The following is a 16,875-nucleotide window of genomic DNA, read 5'->3' as shown; positions in this document are numbered from 1 at the left end:
ATCAGGTCGCTACCTGGTACTGGAAGCGGTCGGCGCGGCTGCTGGACTGCGCCAGCTCCACCGCTCGACCAGAAGGATCGCGGGACAGGGTGAGCACGCTGAGCAGCGGCGCATGGCGCGGCATCAGCAGATGCGCGGCCTCCTCGCGGCTGGGCAGGCGCGCGCCGATCAGGCTGAAGGTGCGCACCAGCGGCAGGTCGCGTTCGGCCAGGTACTGGCGCAGCGAGCCACCCTGGTAGTCCACCAGCAGCGGCGCCCGGCTGGCGCAGAAGCGGTGGCGAATCAGGCTCAGCGGCTGGCCGTCGAGCAGGCGCAGGGTGGCCAGTTCGATCAGCTCGCTGCCGTCGGGCAACTGCAGATGACGGCACTCCTCGCTGCTGCCGGTACGGCACAGGCGCTCGATCAGGCGTGCCTCGACCCGGTGCCCGAGGGCCGACAGCGACTGGCTGAAGGCGCTGCCCGCCTCCACGGGATAGACCAGCGGCCTGGCCAGCACCTGGGTGCCCTTGCCCTGACGGCGCAACAGGCGGCCTTCGAGGACCAGTTCGTCCACCGCCCGGCGCAGGGTGTGGCGGTTGACGGAAAAGCGTGCGGCCAGTTGCATCTCACCCGGCAGGTAGTCGCCCGGGCTCATGCGCTGCAGTTCCTCGCGCAGCACGCCAGCCAGTTCGCGGTACAGCGGCTCGTTTTGTCTAGACAAGTTCATCGTTCGAAAAGGGCGCACACAGGCGCCCTCCTTCTCCTTCAGATAAAGAGCTTGCGCAGGCGTTGAGAGAGGATGTCGATGGAGCTCACCACCAGGATGATCACGATCAGCACGGCGCAGGTCTGGCCGAACTGGAAGCCGCGAATGGCCTCCCAGAGGATCACGCCGATACCACCGGCACCGACCATGCCGACCACCGTGGCCGAACGCACGTTGGACTCGAAGCGGTACAGCGAGTAGGAGATCCACAGCGGCAGGACCTGCGGGATGACCCCGAAGATCACCTCCTGCAGCGCGCTGGCACCAGTGGCACGCACGCCTTCCACCGGGCCCGGGTCGATGGCCTCGACCGCCTCGGCGAAGAGCTTGGCCAGCACCCCGGTGGTGCTGATGAACAGCGCCAGCACGCCGGCGAAGGGGCCGAGGCCGACCGCGACGACGAAGAGCATGGCGAAGACCATTTCGTTGATCGAACGGCAGGCGTCCATCACCCGGCGTACCGGCTGGTAGACCCACCAGGGCACGATGTTCTCGGAACAGAGGATGCCCAGCGGGATGGCGCAGACGATGGCCAGTACGGTGCCCCACAGGGCGATCTGCACGGTGACCACCATCTCCTTGAGATAGTGCCGCCAGTTGCTGAAGTCCGGCGGGAAGAAATCGGCGGCGAAGGTGGACATGTTGCCAGCATCGCGCACCAGCGCCAGCGGGTTCATTTCCGCGCCCTGCCAGGACCAGGCAAGCACGGCGAAGAACAGCCCCCAGCCGATCAGCTGCAGCCAGCTGCGCTTGCCATCGGCGATCGGGGTGGCGGTGGTCAATGTAGTCATGGGTAACTCTCGATCACTCATTCAGAACCTGTTCACAACCTGCTGCGCGTTGGCCCTGTTGCTGCAAAACCTGGCTCGGAGTGCTCTCGCCTGTATCTGCGGGGCCGCCACCGGTGTTGCAGGGTTCCAGCTCGCGAGGTCATGGACAGGTTCACGGAACGAGCCGCCCCGCCAGGGCGGGACGGCTCTCGGGGTCAGCCGGCGCTGGCGCCACTCTTCTTCTCGAGTTCGGCCATGCGTTGCTGCAGCTTGGCCAGCTCGGCATCCAGCTCCTTGAGCTGAGCCTGCTTGTCGGCCTCGTTGAGCGTGGTGCTGTTGGCCACTTCGGTGCGCTTCTTGAACAGCTCGAGCTGACGGATCGGCAGCAGCTGGTCGTTGTCGGAAGCGCGGAACTGGCCCCACTGCAGACCGGCGAGCACCTTCTTCTCCTCCGGCTTGGCGCCGTAGGTCATGAAGAAATTGCGCAGCTTGTCGCGGGTTTCCTGAGGCAGGTTCTTGCGCCAGACGATGGGGTCGGACGGAATCAGCGGCGACTTCCAGATGACCTTCAGCTGTGCGGCCTTGTCCGGCGCGGTGACTTCCAGGCGCTCCATCCCTTCGCTGTTGAAGGTGCCGACATCGACCTGCTTGTTGGCGACCGACAGGGCATTGACCTCATGGCTGCCGTTGAGCGAGCGCTTGAAGATCTTGCCGGCGTCGGCGTTGTTCTGGGCGAACACGTAGTAGCCCGGCACCAGGTAGCCGGAGGTGGAGTTCGGATCACCGTTGGCGAAGGTCAGGTTCGCGGCATTCTTGAGCATGTCCTCGACCGAGTTGATCGGGCTGTCCTTGTGCGCCACCAGCAGGCTGTAGTAGCCCTGGGCGCCATTGGCCGCGACGGTCTGGGCGAAGATCTCGCCACCGGCACGGTCCACCGCTTCCATGGCCGACTTGTTGCCGTACCAGGCCACGTCGACCTTGTCGAAGCGCATGCCCTGGATGATCCCGGCGTAGTCAGGAGCGAAGAAGGCGTTGATCTTCACGCCAGTCTGCTTGCTCATGTCAGCCAGGAAGGGATCCCACATGGATTTCAGGTTCTGCGAGGACTCGGTGGAGATGATGCCGAAGTTGAGTTCCTCGGCAGCCTGGGCCGAGCCCAGCAGGGAACCGGTTACGAGCGCAGAGGCAGCCAGCACCTGGCCGATGCGTTTGAACATGGAGCACACTCCTGTTGCGGGTTGGCGTTGTTGTTTCGGATGGAGGCAGCGGCGTCAGGCCTTGGCCAGTGCCAGGGGACGCTCCAGCGCACGCGGGCGCTGGCCTTGCGGCAGCAGCAGACTGATGTCGAGGTCGCCGCCGTAGAGGTCGTTGAGGAAATCGGGATTGAAGTCCTGGGTCGGGCCGTCGAAATGAATGCGCCCGCCCTTGAGGGCCACCGCGCGCTGGCAATAGCGCACGGCGTAGTCGACTTGATGCAGGGTCACCACCACGGTCTTGCCGTCGCGGCGATTGATGTCGGCGAGAATCTCCATCACCTTGCGCGCCGACTCGGGGTCGAGCGAGGCGATGGGTTCGTCGGCGAGAATCACCTCGGCCTGCTGGCACAGCGCTCGGGCGATCGCCACCCGCTGCTGCTGGCCGCCGGACAGGGTCGAAGCCCGCTGTGCGGCGAATTCGGCGAGGCCGACGCGCTCCAGCGCGTCCATGGCCCGCTGCTTCTCCTCGGCGCTGAACAGGCTGAGGCTGCCACGCCAGCGCGGCATGCGCCCCAGGCCGCCGAGCAGCACGTTCTGCAGCACGCTGAGGCGACCGACCAGGTTGAACTGCTGGAAGATGTAGCCGATGTCGGCGCGCAGACGGCGCACATCGCCGCTCAGGCGACCTTCGGCCTGCACCTGGCGGCCGAGCACCTCGATGCAACCATCGTCGCCACGCGCCAGGCCAGCCAGGTGCCGCAGCAGGGTCGACTTGCCCGAGCCGGACGCCCCGATCAGGGCGACCATCTCCCCTGGCTGCACGGAAAGCGCCAGGTCGAACAGGGCCTGCTTGCGCCCGAAGGTCTTGTTGAGACGGTCGACTCGAATGGCTGCGCTCATATGCTGGCTCTCTACTATCATTGTCGATATGAGAAGGCAGCACCCGGCTGCCATCTGGTGTAGACCAAGGTAGCCAGAGCCTGTGTCAGCCCAGTGAACCGGGGATGACAATTGAGTGACCGAAACTTTAAATTTCAAATACCGAGCACAGCACGAACGCGACTTCTGCCGAATACTGCGCAATTCTGACAGTCGGTGCTGGCATAAAGCCTCCACCTGCACCACAATGCGACACGTATTTGGCGTCAAGGAACTGTTCAGATGACCGAATGGTCATAACGACGCAGAACGCGGTACCGGTTGAACGGCTAGTGCGAAACACTGTCAAACCGGTGACAATCTCGACACTGACCACCAGTATCGCTCCCTGAACTAACCGGTAATGTATGCGCCCTATGAAACAGGCTACTTATTCCAGCCGCACGGCTGACAAATTCGTCGTTCGCTTGCCAGATGGCATGCGTGAGCGTATCGCTGACGTAGCACGCAACCATCACCGCAGCATGAACTCTGAAATCATCGCCCGTCTGGAGCAGAGCATGCTTCAGGAAGGCGCTCTGGATGAGGATCTCAGCCTGCGTCTCGACAGCCCCGAGCTGAGCCTGCACGAGCGTGAGCTGCTGCAGCGCTTTCGCCAGCTGTCGCGCCGTCAGCAGAACGCCCTGGTCGCGCTGATCGCCCATGACGTGGAAATGGCCGCCGAAGAAGCCTGAAGCGAACCCATGAAAAAAACCGGCCTTGAGCCGGTTTTTTTATGCCTGCGACACGCCGGTCGCCTGTCGGTCAGCCGACGAAGCTGAGCAGCACCCCCGCCGCCACCGCCGAACCGATCACCCCCGCCACGTTCGGCCCCATGGCGTGCATCAGCAGGAAGTTCTGCGGGTTGGACTCCAGCCCGACCTTGTTCGAGACCCGCGCAGCCATCGGCACTGCGGATACCCCGGCCGAACCGATCAACGGATTGACCTTGTTGCTGCTGAACAGATTCATCAGCTTGGCCATCAGCACACCGGCCGCGGTGCCGGCACAGAAGGCGACCATGCCCAGCAGCAGGATGCCCAGGGTCTTGAGCTGCAGGAAGGCTTCCGCCGACAGCTTGGAACCCACGGTCAGGCCAAGGAAGATGGTGACGATGTTGATCAGCGCGTTGCGCGAAGTATCGGCCAGGCGTTCGACCACACCGCATTCACGCAGCAGGTTGCCGAGGGCGAACATGCCGATCAGCGGCGCAGCGTCCGGCAGCAGCATGCCGATCAGGATGCACAGCACGATGGGGAAGATGATCTTCTCGGTCTGCCCCACCGGACGCAGCTGCTGCATCACGATCGAGCGCTCTTCCTTGGTGGTCAGGGCGCGCATGATCGGTGGCTGCAACAGCGGCACCAGGGCCATGTAGGCGTATGCCGCGACGGCAATGGGGCCGAGCAGGTCAGGCGCCAGCTTGGAGGTGACGAAGATCGAGGTAGGCCCGTCCGCCCCGCCGATGATGGCGATGGACGCGGCCTCCTTGAGGGTGAACTCCATACCCGGAATACCCAGCGCAGTGATCGCCAGCGCCCCCATCAGGGTGCCGAAGATACCGAACTGCGCCGCGGCGCCGAGCAGCAGGGTCTTGGGGTTGGCCAGCATCGGTCCGAAGTCGGTCATGGCGCCGACACCGAGGAAGATCAGCAGCGGGAAGATGCTGGTCGGCAGGCCCACTTCGTAGATCAGGTGCAGGAACCCCGCGCCTTCGGCCATGTTGGCCACCGGGATGTTCGACAGCAGCCCGCCGAAGCCGATAGGCACCAGCAACAGCGGTTCGAAGCCCTTCTTCACGGCCAGGTAGATCAGCAGCAGACACACCGCGATCATGAAGGCCTGGCCAGGTTCCAGGTGGTACAGGCCGGTGCTCTGCCAGAGCTTGAGCAGCTTTTCCATGGCGCGCCCCTCAGCCGATGGTCAGCAGGCTGTCGCCCACCGCCACCGCATCACCGACCTTGACGTTGACCGCCCCGACCGTGCCGGCCTTGAAGGCGCGGATTTCGGTTTCCATCTTCATCGCTTCGAGGATGATCACCAGCTGCCCCTCCTCCACGGCCTGGCCTGGCTGTACCAGCACCTTGAAGATGTTGCCGGCCAGTGGTGCCGCCTGCGGCTCGCCAGCGCCGGCAGTCACCGCTGCTGCTGCCGGCGCAGCGCTCGACGCGCCACCGACGGGCTTGAGCCCCTCGATGTCGCCGCCTTCGTTGACCTGTACGACGAAGGCCTTGCCATTCACCTCGACGGTGTAGACCTCGGGCTTGCCCGGCTCGCGGGCCAGGCTTTCCTTGCCGGTCGGCACCGGCTCGAAGGCAGCCGGATTGCCACGATTTTCCAGGAACTTCAGGCCGATCTGCGGGAACAGGGCGTAGGTCAGCACATCGTCGATGGCGTCGGCGGCGAGCTTGATGCCCTTCTCCTCAGCGATGCCCTTGAGCTCGGCGGTGAGCTTGTCCATCTCGGCGTCGAGCAGGTCGGCGGGACGGCAAGTGATCGCCTCGGCGCCATCGAGCACACGCGCCTGCAACTCGGCATTGAAGGCGGCCGGCGCCGCGCCGTACTCGCCCTTGAGCACGCCGGCGGTTTCCTTGGTCACGGACTTGTAACGCTCGCCGGTGAGCACGTTGATCACCGCCTGGGTGCCGACGATCTGCGAGGTCGGCGTCACCAGCGGAATGAAACCGAGGTCTTCGCGAACCCGGGGGATCTCGGCCAGCACCTGGTCGAACTTGTCCTGAGCGCCCTGCTCCTTGAGCTGGCTCTCCATGTTGGTGAGCATGCCACCCGGCACCTGGGCGACCAGGATGCGCGAGTCGACGCCCTTGAGGTTGCCCTCGAACTTCGCGTATTTCTTGCGCACCTCACGGAAGTAGGCGGCGATTTCCTCGAGCAGTTCCAGATCGAGCCCGGTATCGCGCTCGGTGCCCTGGAACATCGCCACCACCGATTCGGTAGGCGAATGGCCGTAGGTCATCGACAGCGAGGAGATTGCCGTGTCGACGTTGTCGATACCGGCCTCCACCGCCTTGAGAATGGCCACCGAGGACAGCCCCGCCGTGGCATGGCACTGCATGTGGATCGGGATCGCCAGGCTGCTCTTCAGGCGCGACACCAGCTCGAACGCGGTATAGGGCGTGAGAATGCCGGCCATGTCCTTGATGGCCACCGAGTCGGCGCCCATGTCCTCGATCTGCTTGGCCAGGTCGACCCACATCTGCAGGGTGTGCACCGGGCTGGTGGTGTAGGAGATGGTCCCCTGGGCATGCCGCCCCTGCTGCTTCACGGCCTTGAGGGCCGTTTCCAGGTTGCGCGGGTCGTTCATCGCATCGAAGACACGGAACACATCGACGCCATTGACCGCCGCGCGCTCGACGAACTTCTCCACCACGTCGTCGGCATAGTGCCGGTAGCCCAGCAGGTTCTGCCCACGCAGCAGCATCTGCTGACGCGTATTGGGCATCGCCTTCTTCAGCTCGCGGATGCGCTCCCAGGGGTCTTCGCCGAGGTAACGAATGCAGGCATCGAAAGTCGCGCCGCCCCAGGACTCCACCGACCAGAAGCCGACCTGATCCAGCTTGGGCGCGATCGGCAGCATGTCTTCGAGGCGCAGGCGGGTCGCGAGGATCGACTGATGAGCGTCACGCAGCACCACATCGGTAATGCCGAGTGCTTGTTTTACGGCTGTCATACAGGTACTCCCTCTGAACCTGATCAACCGCGACGCGCGCGGTGCTGGGCAATGGCGGATTGAATGGCGGCCAGCGTCTGCGCATCCGGCTCGTGACTGGCCGGCCTGGCAACGGATACCGGGGTGGGGGCTGCGGCAGCGGGCGCGGCGAAGACGCCGATCATGCGTGACATCAGGCTGACCACGCCGACCAGCAGTACCAGGAAGGCAAACACGAAACCCATGCCGAACAGCATGAGCTCGACACCCTCGAGAAGAAGTTCACTGGGGGTCATCTTGGCTCCTTTTGGCCAGCAGCTCATGGGCTGCATTCGTTATCGATTAGGAGCGTCCGGGGTCAGCGCCTGGACAGAGCTGCCGAACCTTAGCCTGAAACGCGCGTTTGAGGCAAACCTCCAGCCGGCCTGAAATGCCTGATATGTAGTGTTTTTCTCACAAGCACTACCAAAGGAGGAGAAGCGCCCCGAAGCGCCGCCTGAACCAGGCCACCCCGCCTCCCGCGCCACGCCGGGGATGGACGAGCGGAAGCGCATGACCGAGGTGCAACCCAGGCAGTGCATCGCCGCGCATCCAGGCAGCGACAATCTGACGCCGGGCGCCACTGCCGGTAGCACTCCATGCCAGGCTGCCAGGGGCAGCAAGTGCCTCAGGTCATCGCTCGATGGGAGGGGCAAGCGACTGCCAGGAACGGCAGTCGCTGCAGGGGCAGACGGCTCACAGCACACGAACCGTCCGTATGGCCGAGCGGTGGCGCGATCTACAGCAGGAAGATCGACGCCATGCCCAGGAAGATGAAGAAACCGCCGCTGTCGGTCATGGCGGTGATCATCACGCTGGCGCCCATGGCCGGGTCGCGCCCGAGGCGCGCCAGAGTCATGGGGATCAGCACCCCCATCAGCGCCGCCAGCAACAGGTTGAGCGTCATCGCCGCCGTCATCACCACACCCAGCGACCAACTGCCATAGAGGGAGTAGGCGACGCCGCCGATCACCCCACCCCAGAGGATGCCGTTGATCAGGGAAACCCCCAGCTCCTTGCGCACCAGCCGCGCGGTGTTGCCGGTGCTGATCTGCCCCAGCGCCATGGCGCGCACGATCATGGTGATGGTCTGGTTACCGGAGTTGCCACCGATGCCGGCCACGATGGGCATCAGCGCCGCCAGCGCCACCAGTTTCTCGATGGAGCCCTCGAACAGGCCGATCACCCGCGAGGCGAGGAAAGCCGTCACCAGGTTGATCGCCAGCCAGGCCCAGCGGTTGCGGACCGACTTCCACACCGAGGCGAAGATGTCTTCCTCCTCGCGCAGACCGGCCATGTTCAGCACTTCGCTTTCGCTTTCCTCACGGATCAGGTCGACCATCTCGTCGATGGTCAGACGGCCGATCAGCTTGCCGTTCTTGTCCACCACGGGCGCGGAAATCAGATCGTAGCGTTCGAAGGCCTGAGCGGCGTCGTAGCCGTCCTCGTCCGGGTGGAAGCTCACCGGATCGTCGGCCATGACTTCGCCGACCTGCTTCTCCGGATCATTGACCAGCAGGCGCTTGATCGGCAGGACGCCCTTGAGCACACCGTCGTAGTCGACCACGAACAGCTTGTCGGTATGGCCCGGCAGCTCCTTGAGACGACGCAGGTAGCGCAGCACCACCTCCAGGCTGACGTCCTCGCGGATGGTGACCATCTCGAAGTCCATCAGCGCGCCGACCTGATCCTCTTCGTACGACAGGGCCGAACGCACGCGCTCACGCTGCTGCGCATCGAGCGATTCCATGAGTTCATGGACGACGTCGCGCGGCAGTTCGGGTGCCAGGTCGGCCAGCTCATCGGCGTCCAGGTCCTTGGCCGCCGCGAGAATCTCGTGATCGTCCATGTCGGCGATCAGGGTTTCCCGTACGGCGTCGGAGACTTCCAGCAGGATGTCGCCATCGCGCTCGGCCTTGACCAGCTGCCAGACGGTCAGACGGTCGTCGAGCGGCAGGGCCTCGAGGATGTGGGCGATGTCGGCGGGGTGCACATCGTCGAGCTTGCGCTGCAGCTCGGCGAGATTCTGTCGGTGTACCAGGCTCTCGACCCGGTCATGGTGCTGGCCTTCCTGACGGTGGGTCAGGTCCTCGACCAGCTTGTGCCGATGCAGCAGTTCGACCACCTGCGCCAGGCGATCCTGCAAGCTTTCCTGCGGCTTTTTGGCTTCTACTTCAGTCATAGCGCGCTCCACCCCCAGCTGGCGGGCACGCCAAAGGGGATCAATCAGGTGTTACACGATTGTGCGATGGGAGTATTGAGTAACTACTGGGTAAGTCCATGGTGGTATTCCACAAGCCCCGGCGGGGCTGACGCGGCGAATGATAACACCGCAGAACCGCTTTGTACGTGACAAAAGCGCGGCAAGAACAATTGCTTGCATCGCAAACTTCGATCCCGCGTGAAAACCTGAGTCAGTGACGCCAGTCACTAGGCCCAGGACACCCTGACGAATGAGAAATAACCGCTTAAGCTGGCCCGGTGAACGTCAAGGAGGACGAATCATGCGAGGACTGCACATCGCGGCGCTGTGCGCTGCCGCCCTGCTCCACCCTATTCAAGACAGCTCGGCCACCAGCGTGTTCCGCTGCGAAGACGCCAACGGGCAGATCACCTTCACCCGCCACGGCTGCGCACCCGAGCAGACGCAGTACAGGCAGGAGGTGCGCAACCACTCCCCCGGCAGCGGCAAACCCATCCCCCTGGCCGTCCCCAGGGCGCGCACCGCGACACCTACGACGCGCTCCAGGGCGCCCGTGATCGTCGGCGAGCAGAATGACGGCTGCGGCAACCTGCTCAACAGCAGCGAAAAGCGCCAGGCGATCATCCGCCGCGAGGTGCGCAGCGGCATGAGCAGCGCCGACGTGGAAAGCAGCCTGGGCAAGCCGGACAGGATCACCCGGCAGAACGGCAGGCAGCGCTATCACTACCGCGACAAGCGCGGCGACAACCAGCTGATCAGCTTCGACGAGGCCGGCTGCGTGAAGAAATGACGCGCAAAGAAAAAGGGCCTGCATCGCTGCAGGCCCTTTTGGTATGGCGGACTCAGGAGGATTCGAACCTCCGACCGCTCGGTTCGTAGCCGAGTACTCTATCCAGCTGAGCTATGAGTCCGGTCGGTGCTTTTATACCAGATCACCTCTGGTTGACGCATGACCCCGCATTGCTGCAGTGCCATTCGATATGGCGGACTCAGGAGGATTCGAACCTCCGACCGCTCGGTTCGTAGCCGAGTACTCTATCCAGCTGAGCTATGAGTCCGTTGCAGATCACTCGAAAGCCACTGCGCTTTCGTGCGACCCTTGGCGCTTTTAGACCAGATCACCGCTGGTTGAAACAAAATGGCTTGCAGCGATGCAAGCCATTGAATATGGCGGACTCAGGAGGATTCGAACCTCCGACCGCTCGGTTCGTAGCCGAGTACTCTATCCAGCTGAGCTATGAGTCCGGTCGGTGCTTTTATACCAGATCACCTCTGGTTGATTCGCCAGCCCGGCTTGCGCCCGACTCGCTGAATAATGGCGGAGAAGGGGGGATTCGAACCCCCGACACCCTTTTGAGGTGTACTCCCTTAGCAGGGGAGCGCCTTCGGCCACTCGGCCACCTCTCCGCAACACGGGGCGCATGATAAACATGTTTTCCCCGTTTGCAAACAAAAATTTGTAGAAAAATTAGTGGCTTGGTTCGTCACCCTTCTCTTTCTGGATACGTTGGTAGATTTCCTCACGGTGCACGGCAACCTCTTTGGGCGCATTGACGCCAATGCGCACCTGGTTACCTTTCACGCCCAACACGGTGACAGTCACATCATCACCGACCATCAGGGTCTCTCCGACCCGGCGAGTCAGAATCAGCATTCCTTTCTCCTCACGGATTACATTTTCAGGACAACAGTCTGCAAAAAAGAAAATGGTGCCAGCTTCCTGCTTGTTCAAGCCTGGAAACCTCCACCCAAGTATTGACCAGCCCGCGCAGAAAGAAAGTTCCCGCCTGCCAGTCAAAAAAACGAAAGGCGCGGAACCAGCCGCGCCTTTCGGATAGATCACTCGCCCTGTCGAGCCGGGGCGTCGAGCTCGAAAGCCGTGTGCAGTGCACGCACGGCCAGCTCCAGGTACTTCTCTTCGATCACCACGGAAACCTTGATCTCGGACGTGGAGATCATCTGGATGTTGATGGTTTCCTTGGCCAGTGCCTCGAACATGCGGCTGGCCACGCCTGCGTGGGAACGCATGCCGACGCCGACGATGGACACCTTGGCGATGTCGGTGTCGCCGACCACTTCGCGAGCACCCAGCTCGTCCGCAGTCTTCTGCAGGACGTTCAGGGCATTGTTGTAGTCGTTGCGGTGCACGGTGAAGGTGAAATCGGTGGTGTTATCGTGCGCCACGTTCTGCACGATCATGTCGACTTCGATGTTGGCAGCGCTGATCGGGCCGAGAATCTTGAAAGCCACGCCCGGCAGGTCCGGCACGCCACGGATGGTCAGCTTGGCTTCGTCGCGGTTGAAGGCGATGCCGGAAATGATCGGCTGTTCCATGGATTCCTCTTCATCAAGGGTAATGAGGGTGCCCGGCCCCTCCTGGAAGCTGTGCAGGACGCGCAGCGGGACGTTGTACTTGCCGGCGAATTCCACCGAACGGATCTGCAGCACCTTGGAGCCCAGGCTGGCCATTTCCAGCATTTCTTCGAAGGTGATCTTTTCCAGACGCTGGGCCTTGGGCACCACGCGCGGGTCGGTGGTGTAGACGCCATCGACGTCGGTGTAGATCTGGCACTCGTCGGCCTTCAGGGCCGCAGCCAGAGCCACGCCGGTGGTGTCGGAACCGCCACGGCCGAGCGTGGTGATGCTGCCGTGCTCGTCGACACCCTGGAAACCGGCGACGACGACGACACGCCCGGCCTTGAGGTCAGCGCGAATCTTCTGGTCATCGATCTGCAGAATGCGCGCCTTGTTGTAGGCGCTGTCGGTGAGGATGCGCACCTGGCTGCCGGTATAGGACACCGCCGGCACGCCGCGCTTGATCAGCGCCATGGCCAGCAGAGCGATGGTCACCTGCTCGCCGGTGGACACCATGACATCCAGTTCGCGCGAGACCGGTTCGCCGTCGGTGATCTGTTTGGCCAGATCGATCAGGCGGTTGGTTTCACCGCTCATGGCGGAAACCACCACGACGATGTCGTCACCGTTCTCGCGGAATTTCTTCACCTTGTCGGCCACCTGCTGGATACGCTCGATGGTGCCGACGGAGGTGCCCCCAAACTTCTGTACGATCAAAGCCATTTCAAAAAGCCGCCTGAATCCTCGAAGGGCGCCCATTAAACCCGCATCGGGTCATACTGCCAAGGCCCGCCGGACGCACTGCGGGCCCCGCTTTCTCACTCGTTACGAAGCCTGCTCGACCAGGGTAGCGGCCAGGGCCAGGGCCTCGTCCAGTTTGCCGGCATCGACGCCGCCGCCCTGGGCCATGTCCGGACGACCACCGCCTTTGCCGCCCACGGCTGCTGCGGCCTGACGCATCAGGTCACCGGCCTTGAGCTTGCCGGTCAGGTCCTGGGTGACACCGGCGACCAGCACCACTTTCTCGTCGAACACGCCGCCGAGCAGGATCACCGCGCTACCCAGCTTGTTCTTCAGCTGATCGACCAGCGCCAGCAGCGCCTTGCCATCCAGGCCGTCGAGACGCGCCGCCAGCACCTTGGTGCCCTTCACGTCCACCGCCGAGGCAGCCAGGTCGTTGCCCGCCGCGCTGGCAGCCTTGGCCTTGAGCTGTTCCAGCTCCTTCTCCAGCTGACGGTTGCGCTCCAGCAGTGCGGACAGCTTGTCCAGCACGTTGTCGCGATTGCCCTTGACCAGGGAAGCGGCTTCCTTGAGCTGCTCCTCGGCACCGTTCAGGTAGGCCAGCGCTTGCGCGCCAGTGACCGCTTCGATACGGCGCACGCCGGCGGCCACACCACCTTCGCTGACGATCTTGAACAGGCCGATGTCGCCGGTGCGAGCCACGTGGGTACCACCGCACAGCTCGACGGAGAAGTCGCCGCCCATGCTAAGTACGCGCACCTGGTCACCATACTTCTCGCCGAACAGGGCCATGGCGCCCTTGGCCTTGGCCGTCTCGATATCGGTGATTTCGGTTTCCACCGCCGAGTTCTCGCGCACCACGCGGTTGACGATGTCCTCGAGCTGCTTGAGCTGCTCGGGCTTGATCGCCTCGAAGTGGCTGAAGTCGAAGCGCAGGCGCTGGCTGTTGACCAGCGAGCCCTTCTGCTGCACGTGATCACCGAGCACGATGCGCAGGGCTTCGTGCAGCAGGTGGGTGGCGGAGTGGTTCAGTGCCGTGGCCTGGCGCACTTCGGCCTCGACCTCGGCCTTGACGCTGGTGCCGACGTTGAGCCCGCCGCGTACCACCACGCCGTGATGCAGGAAGGCGCCGCCAGCCTTGGTGGTGTCGCGCACGTCGAAGCGCACGCCAGCACCTTCGAGGTAGCCGCAGTCACCGACCTGGCCGCCGGACTCGGCGTAGAACGGAGTCTGATCCAGCACCACCACGCCCTCCTCGCCCTCGGCGAGGCTGTCCACCGCAGCGCCGGCCTTGAACAGGGCGATGATCTGGCCACTGCCGCTGGTGCCTTCGTAACCGAGGAAATGGGTGTCGGTGTCGACCTTGATCAGACTGTTGTAATCCATGCCGAAGTTGGATCCTGACTGGCCGCGCTCTTTCTCCTCTTGCATCAGGCGGTTGAAGCCATCTTCGTCAATTGTCAGCTCGCGTTCGCGAGCGATATCAGCAGTCAAGTCCGATGGGAAACCATAAGTTCCATACAGCTTGAACACCACGTCGCCGGGAATGACCTTGCCTTTCAGCTCGGCCAGGTCCTGCTCGAGGATCTTCAGGCCCTGCTCCAGGGTCTTGGCGAACTGCTCTTCTTCGGTTTTCAGCACGCGCTCGATGTGCGCCTGCTGCTGCTTGAGTTCGGGGAAGGCCTCGCCCATCTCGGCCACCAGGGCGGCGACGATCTGGTAGAAAAAGCTGCCCTTGGCGCCCAGCTTGTTGCCGTGACGGCAGGCGCGGCGAATGATGCGGCGCAGCACGTAGCCACGGCCTTCGTTGGACGGCGTCACGCCATCGGCGATCAGGAAGCTGCAGGAACGAATGTGGTCAGCCACCACCTTCAGCGACGCCTCGCCGGCGTTGGCGCAGCCGATGGCCTTGGCGGAAGCGGCCAGCAGGTTCTGGAACAGGTCAATCTCGTAGTTCGAGTTGACGTGCTGCAGCACGGCGCTGATGCGCTCCAGGCCCATGCCGGTATCCACGCTTGGCGCCGGCAGCGGGTGCAGCACGCCATCGGCAGTCCGGTTGAACTGCATGAATACGTTGTTCCAGATCTCGATGTAGCGGTCGCCGTCTTCCTCGGGCGAACCGGGCGGGCCGCCCCAGATGTGCTCGCCATGGTCGAAGAAGATCTCGGTGCACGGACCGCACGGGCCGGTGTCACCCATCGCCCAGAAGTTGTCGGAAGCGTACGGCGCACCCTTGTTGTCGCCGATGCGGATCATCCGCTCGGTGGGAACGCCGACTTCCTTGGTCCAGATGTCGTAGGCCTCGTCATCGGTGGCGTAGACGGTGACCCAGAGTTTTTCCTTGGGCAGCTTCAGCCACTTCTCGGAGGTCAGGAACTCCCAGGCGTAGTGGATGGCATCGCGCTTGAAGTAGTCGCCGAAGCTGAAGTTGCCCAGCATTTCGAAGAAAGTGTGGTGGCGCGCGGTGTAGCCGACGTTTTCCAGGTCGTTGTGCTTGCCGCCGGCACGCACGCACTTCTGGCTGGTGGTGGCGCGGGTGTAGGCACGCTTCTCCAAGCCCAGGAAGCAGTCCTTGAACTGGTTCATCCCCGCGTTGGTGAACAGCAGGGTCGGGTCGTTCGCCGGAATCAGCGAGCTGGAAGCGACACGGGTGTGCCCTTTTTCTTCGAAGAAGCTCAGGAAGGCTTCACGGATTTCTGCGCTTTTCATAGGGGTCATCCACGGAATCAGGCGGCCACGGCAGAGCCGGCGAAGCAGACGACGCGAGAACGTGGCGAGCGACGGTCAGGCAAGGCAGGAAACGACAACACATGCAACGTCGCCCCATCCGTGGTTGCGGATGCCGAACGAGCATTTCGATGCCGTTTCCAACGCAGCATGGCCGAGCGCGGCCGTTGTCACGCAGTCTGCAAAGGGACGCATTATATCGGTCCATTCGCCCGCGGCTAGTGCCTTGTTGATAGCCGACCGCTATGGGCGGTCGGCAGCAGGATCAATGATCACGGAAAGCGGCGAATGCCTCGATCACCCGCTCGACGCCCTCGGAACCGACATCCAGATGGGTGACCAGGCGCAGACGCGGTGCCGCGCTGACGACAATGCGGCGCTCGGCCATGAAGGCGCCGACCTGGCTGGCACGCTCGCCGAGCTGCACGTAGACCATGTTGGTCTGCACCGGCTCGACGCTGTAACCCAGCGCACGCAGCGCCTCGCCCAGGTGCGCCGCCTTGGCGTGGTCCTCGGCCAGGCGCTCGACCTGATGCTGCAGCGCATAGAGGCCGGCCGCCGCCAGCACGCCGGCCTGGCGCATGCCACCGCCGACCATCTTGCGCAGGCGCCGCGCCCTGGCGATCAGCGCGGCGCTGCCGCACAGCACCGAGCCGACCGGCGCCCCGAGGCCCTTGGACAGGCACACCGAGACGGAATCGAAGTGCTGGGTGATCTCGCGCGCCGGCACGCCCAGCTTGACCGCCGCGTTGTACAGGCGGGCGCCATCCAGATGCAGGCTCAGGCCCCGCCGGCGCGTCAGTTCACGCGCCGCCGCCAGGTAGTCGAGCGGCAGCACCTTGCCCTGCATGGTGTTTTCCAGGGCCAGCAGACGCGTGCGGGCGAAATGGAAGTCATCCTGCTTGATCGCTGCCTCGACCCGGCCCAGGTCCAGCGAGCCATCGGCCTCGCCTTCGATCGGCTGCGGCTGGATCGAACCGAGCACGGCGGCGCCGCCACCCTCGTACTTATAGGTGTGCGCCTGCTGGCCGACGATGTACTCGTCTCCGCGCTCGCAGTGCGCCATCAGGCCCAGCAGGTTGCTCATGGTCCCGGTGGGAACGAACAGCGCCGCCTCGAAGCCCAGCTCCTTGGCCAGCCAGGCTTCCAGATGGTTGACGCTGGGGTCTTCACCGTAGACGTCATCGCCCAGTTCGGCGGCCATCATGGCTTCGCGCATGGCGGCGGTAGGTTGGGTGACGGTGTCGCTACGCAGGTCGATCAGGGGCATGGCAGGCTTTCCCGTTCATTGGCGAAAGGGCCATGCTAAAGAGGTCGCGAAGGGGGCCACAAGATACAGTTGGCGCAAAATCCGGCGGAACGGCGAGCGAGCCGACTGCCCTTGCTGACAGTCGGCGTGTGGCCAGAGGGAGAGCTGTATCGCGGCTGAAGCCGCTCCTACGGGATGCGGCGTTTGACCCAGGTGCGGCTTCAGCCGCGATGCCGCCCGGATACCCAGGCAGATGGCGCGC

14 protein-coding genes and 4 tRNA genes are annotated in these 16,875 nt (G+C 63.7%); 2 read left to right on the top strand and 16 right to left on the bottom strand.

Going from position 1 to position 16,875, the window contains the following annotated elements:
- Position 1 precedes the first annotated feature (1 nt).
- The 4 genes from phnF to phnC form a co-directional block, all read right to left on the bottom strand.
- Entirely contained in the window at positions 2-724 is a 723-nt protein-coding gene (phnF, locus tag EWH21_RS09855) for a phosphonate metabolism transcriptional regulator PhnF (RefSeq protein ID WP_277700404.1), read from the bottom strand.
- A gap of 20 nt (positions 725-744) precedes the next feature.
- Positions 745-1,536 (bottom strand): phosphonate ABC transporter, permease protein PhnE, encoded by a 792-nt coding sequence (gene phnE, locus EWH21_RS09850; protein WP_037057140.1) that lies wholly within the window; start codon positions 1,534-1,536, stop codon positions 745-747.
- Positions 1,537-1,730: 194 nt separating this feature from the next.
- Complete coding sequence (gene phnD / locus EWH21_RS09845; RefSeq protein ID WP_037057138.1) at positions 1,731-2,732, bottom strand: phosphonate ABC transporter substrate-binding protein; 1,002 nt, start codon at positions 2,730-2,732, stop codon at positions 1,731-1,733.
- 54 nt (positions 2,733-2,786) lie between these two features.
- A complete protein-coding gene (gene phnC, locus EWH21_RS09840; RefSeq protein ID WP_037057134.1) occupies positions 2,787-3,611 on the bottom strand; it encodes a phosphonate ABC transporter ATP-binding protein in 825 nt (274 codons plus the stop codon).
- Between the two features lie 386 nt (positions 3,612-3,997).
- On the opposite strand from phnC, the gene EWH21_RS09835 reads away from it, so the two are divergent.
- Complete coding sequence (locus EWH21_RS09835) at positions 3,998-4,324, top strand: Arc family DNA-binding protein (protein WP_037057131.1); 327 nt, start codon at positions 3,998-4,000, stop codon at positions 4,322-4,324.
- 70 nt (positions 4,325-4,394) lie between these two features.
- Here the strand turns inward: EWH21_RS09835 and EWH21_RS09830 are convergent, their stop codons facing one another.
- The 4 genes from EWH21_RS09830 to mgtE form a co-directional block, all read right to left on the bottom strand.
- The gene (locus EWH21_RS09830; RefSeq protein ID WP_037057128.1) at positions 4,395-5,531 is read right to left on the bottom strand and encodes a sodium ion-translocating decarboxylase subunit beta; all 1,137 of its coding nucleotides are present in this window, start codon (positions 5,529-5,531) and stop codon (positions 4,395-4,397) included.
- Between the two features lie 10 nt (positions 5,532-5,541).
- Positions 5,542-7,320, bottom strand: coding sequence for a sodium-extruding oxaloacetate decarboxylase subunit alpha (oadA, locus tag EWH21_RS09825; RefSeq protein WP_037057126.1), 1,779 nt, complete (start codon positions 7,318-7,320; stop codon positions 5,542-5,544).
- 23 nt (positions 7,321-7,343) lie between these two features.
- Entirely contained in the window at positions 7,344-7,595 is a 252-nt protein-coding gene (locus tag EWH21_RS09820; RefSeq protein WP_047589573.1) for an OadG family transporter subunit, read from the bottom strand.
- A gap of 482 nt (positions 7,596-8,077) precedes the next feature.
- Positions 8,078-9,520 (bottom strand): magnesium transporter, encoded by a 1,443-nt coding sequence (mgtE, locus tag EWH21_RS09815; protein WP_037057120.1) that lies wholly within the window; start codon positions 9,518-9,520, stop codon positions 8,078-8,080.
- Between the two features lie 322 nt (positions 9,521-9,842).
- Between mgtE and EWH21_RS09810 the strand changes: the two genes are divergently transcribed.
- The gene (locus EWH21_RS09810; protein WP_277700403.1) at positions 9,843-10,331 is read left to right on the top strand and encodes a hypothetical protein; all 489 of its coding nucleotides are present in this window, start codon (positions 9,843-9,845) and stop codon (positions 10,329-10,331) included.
- 44 nt (positions 10,332-10,375) lie between these two features.
- Here the strand turns inward: EWH21_RS09810 and EWH21_RS09805 are convergent.
- The 8 genes from EWH21_RS09805 to ltaE all read right to left on the bottom strand — a co-directional run bounded on the left by EWH21_RS09805 (position 10,376) and on the right by ltaE (position 16,634).
- Positions 10,376-10,452, bottom strand: a tRNA-Arg gene (locus EWH21_RS09805).
- 70 nt (positions 10,453-10,522) lie between these two features.
- Positions 10,523-10,599 (bottom strand) — tRNA-Arg (locus EWH21_RS09800).
- Positions 10,600-10,709: 110 nt separating this feature from the next.
- Positions 10,710-10,786, bottom strand: a tRNA-Arg gene (locus EWH21_RS09795).
- 71 nt (positions 10,787-10,857) lie between these two features.
- Positions 10,858-10,948 (bottom strand) — tRNA-Ser (locus EWH21_RS09790).
- 61 nt (positions 10,949-11,009) lie between these two features.
- Positions 11,010-11,195, bottom strand: coding sequence for a carbon storage regulator CsrA (gene csrA, locus EWH21_RS09785; RefSeq protein ID WP_003244478.1), 186 nt, complete (start codon positions 11,193-11,195; stop codon positions 11,010-11,012).
- A 185-nt stretch (positions 11,196-11,380) separates the two neighbouring features.
- A complete protein-coding gene (locus EWH21_RS09780; protein ID WP_047586507.1) occupies positions 11,381-12,619 on the bottom strand; it encodes an aspartate kinase in 1,239 nt (412 codons plus the stop codon).
- Positions 12,620-12,721: 102 nt separating this feature from the next.
- Positions 12,722-15,346 (bottom strand): alanine--tRNA ligase, encoded by a 2,625-nt coding sequence (alaS, locus tag EWH21_RS09775; protein ID WP_277700402.1) that lies wholly within the window; start codon positions 15,344-15,346, stop codon positions 12,722-12,724.
- Between the two features lie 283 nt (positions 15,347-15,629).
- On the bottom strand, positions 15,630-16,634 hold the full coding sequence (ltaE, locus tag EWH21_RS09770) for a low-specificity L-threonine aldolase (protein WP_152488370.1): 1,005 nt from the start codon (positions 16,632-16,634) through the stop codon (positions 15,630-15,632).
- Positions 16,635-16,875: the final 241 nt, after the last annotated feature.

Source organism: Pseudomonas sp. REST10 (assembly GCF_029542605.1).
Classification (GTDB): domain Bacteria; phylum Pseudomonadota; class Gammaproteobacteria; order Pseudomonadales; family Pseudomonadaceae; genus Aquipseudomonas; species Aquipseudomonas khazarica.
This window is presented reverse-complemented; position numbering and strand designations above follow the sequence as displayed.

Coding starts and splice junctions, on each gene's coding strand:
- phnE (WP_037057140.1), bottom strand. CDS start 1,536: ATGACTACATTGACCACCGCCACCCCGATCGCCGATGGCAAGCGCAGC.
- phnD (WP_037057138.1), bottom strand. CDS start 2,732: ATGTTCAAACGCATCGGCCAGGTGCTGGCTGCCTCTGCGCTCGTAACC.
- phnC (WP_037057134.1), bottom strand. CDS start 3,611: ATGAGCGCAGCCATTCGAGTCGACCGTCTCAACAAGACCTTCGGGCGC.
- EWH21_RS09835 (WP_037057131.1), top strand. CDS start 3,998: ATGCGCCCTATGAAACAGGCTACTTATTCCAGCCGCACGGCTGACAAA.
- EWH21_RS09830 (WP_037057128.1), bottom strand. CDS start 5,531: ATGGAAAAGCTGCTCAAGCTCTGGCAGAGCACCGGCCTGTACCACCTG.
- oadA (WP_037057126.1), bottom strand. CDS start 7,320: ATGACAGCCGTAAAACAAGCACTCGGCATTACCGATGTGGTGCTGCGT.
- EWH21_RS09820 (WP_047589573.1), bottom strand. CDS start 7,595: ATGACCCCCAGTGAACTTCTTCTCGAGGGTGTCGAGCTCATGCTGTTC.
- mgtE (WP_037057120.1), bottom strand. CDS start 9,520: ATGACTGAAGTAGAAGCCAAAAAGCCGCAGGAAAGCTTGCAGGATCGC.
- EWH21_RS09810 (WP_277700403.1), top strand. CDS start 9,843: ATGCGAGGACTGCACATCGCGGCGCTGTGCGCTGCCGCCCTGCTCCAC.
- csrA (WP_003244478.1), bottom strand. CDS start 11,195: ATGCTGATTCTGACTCGCCGGGTCGGAGAGACCCTGATGGTCGGTGAT.
- EWH21_RS09780 (WP_047586507.1), bottom strand. CDS start 12,619: ATGGCTTTGATCGTACAGAAGTTTGGGGGCACCTCCGTCGGCACCATC.
- alaS (WP_277700402.1), bottom strand. CDS start 15,346: ATGAAAAGCGCAGAAATCCGTGAAGCCTTCCTGAGCTTCTTCGAAGAA.
- ltaE (WP_152488370.1), bottom strand. CDS start 16,634: ATGCCCCTGATCGACCTGCGTAGCGACACCGTCACCCAACCTACCGCC.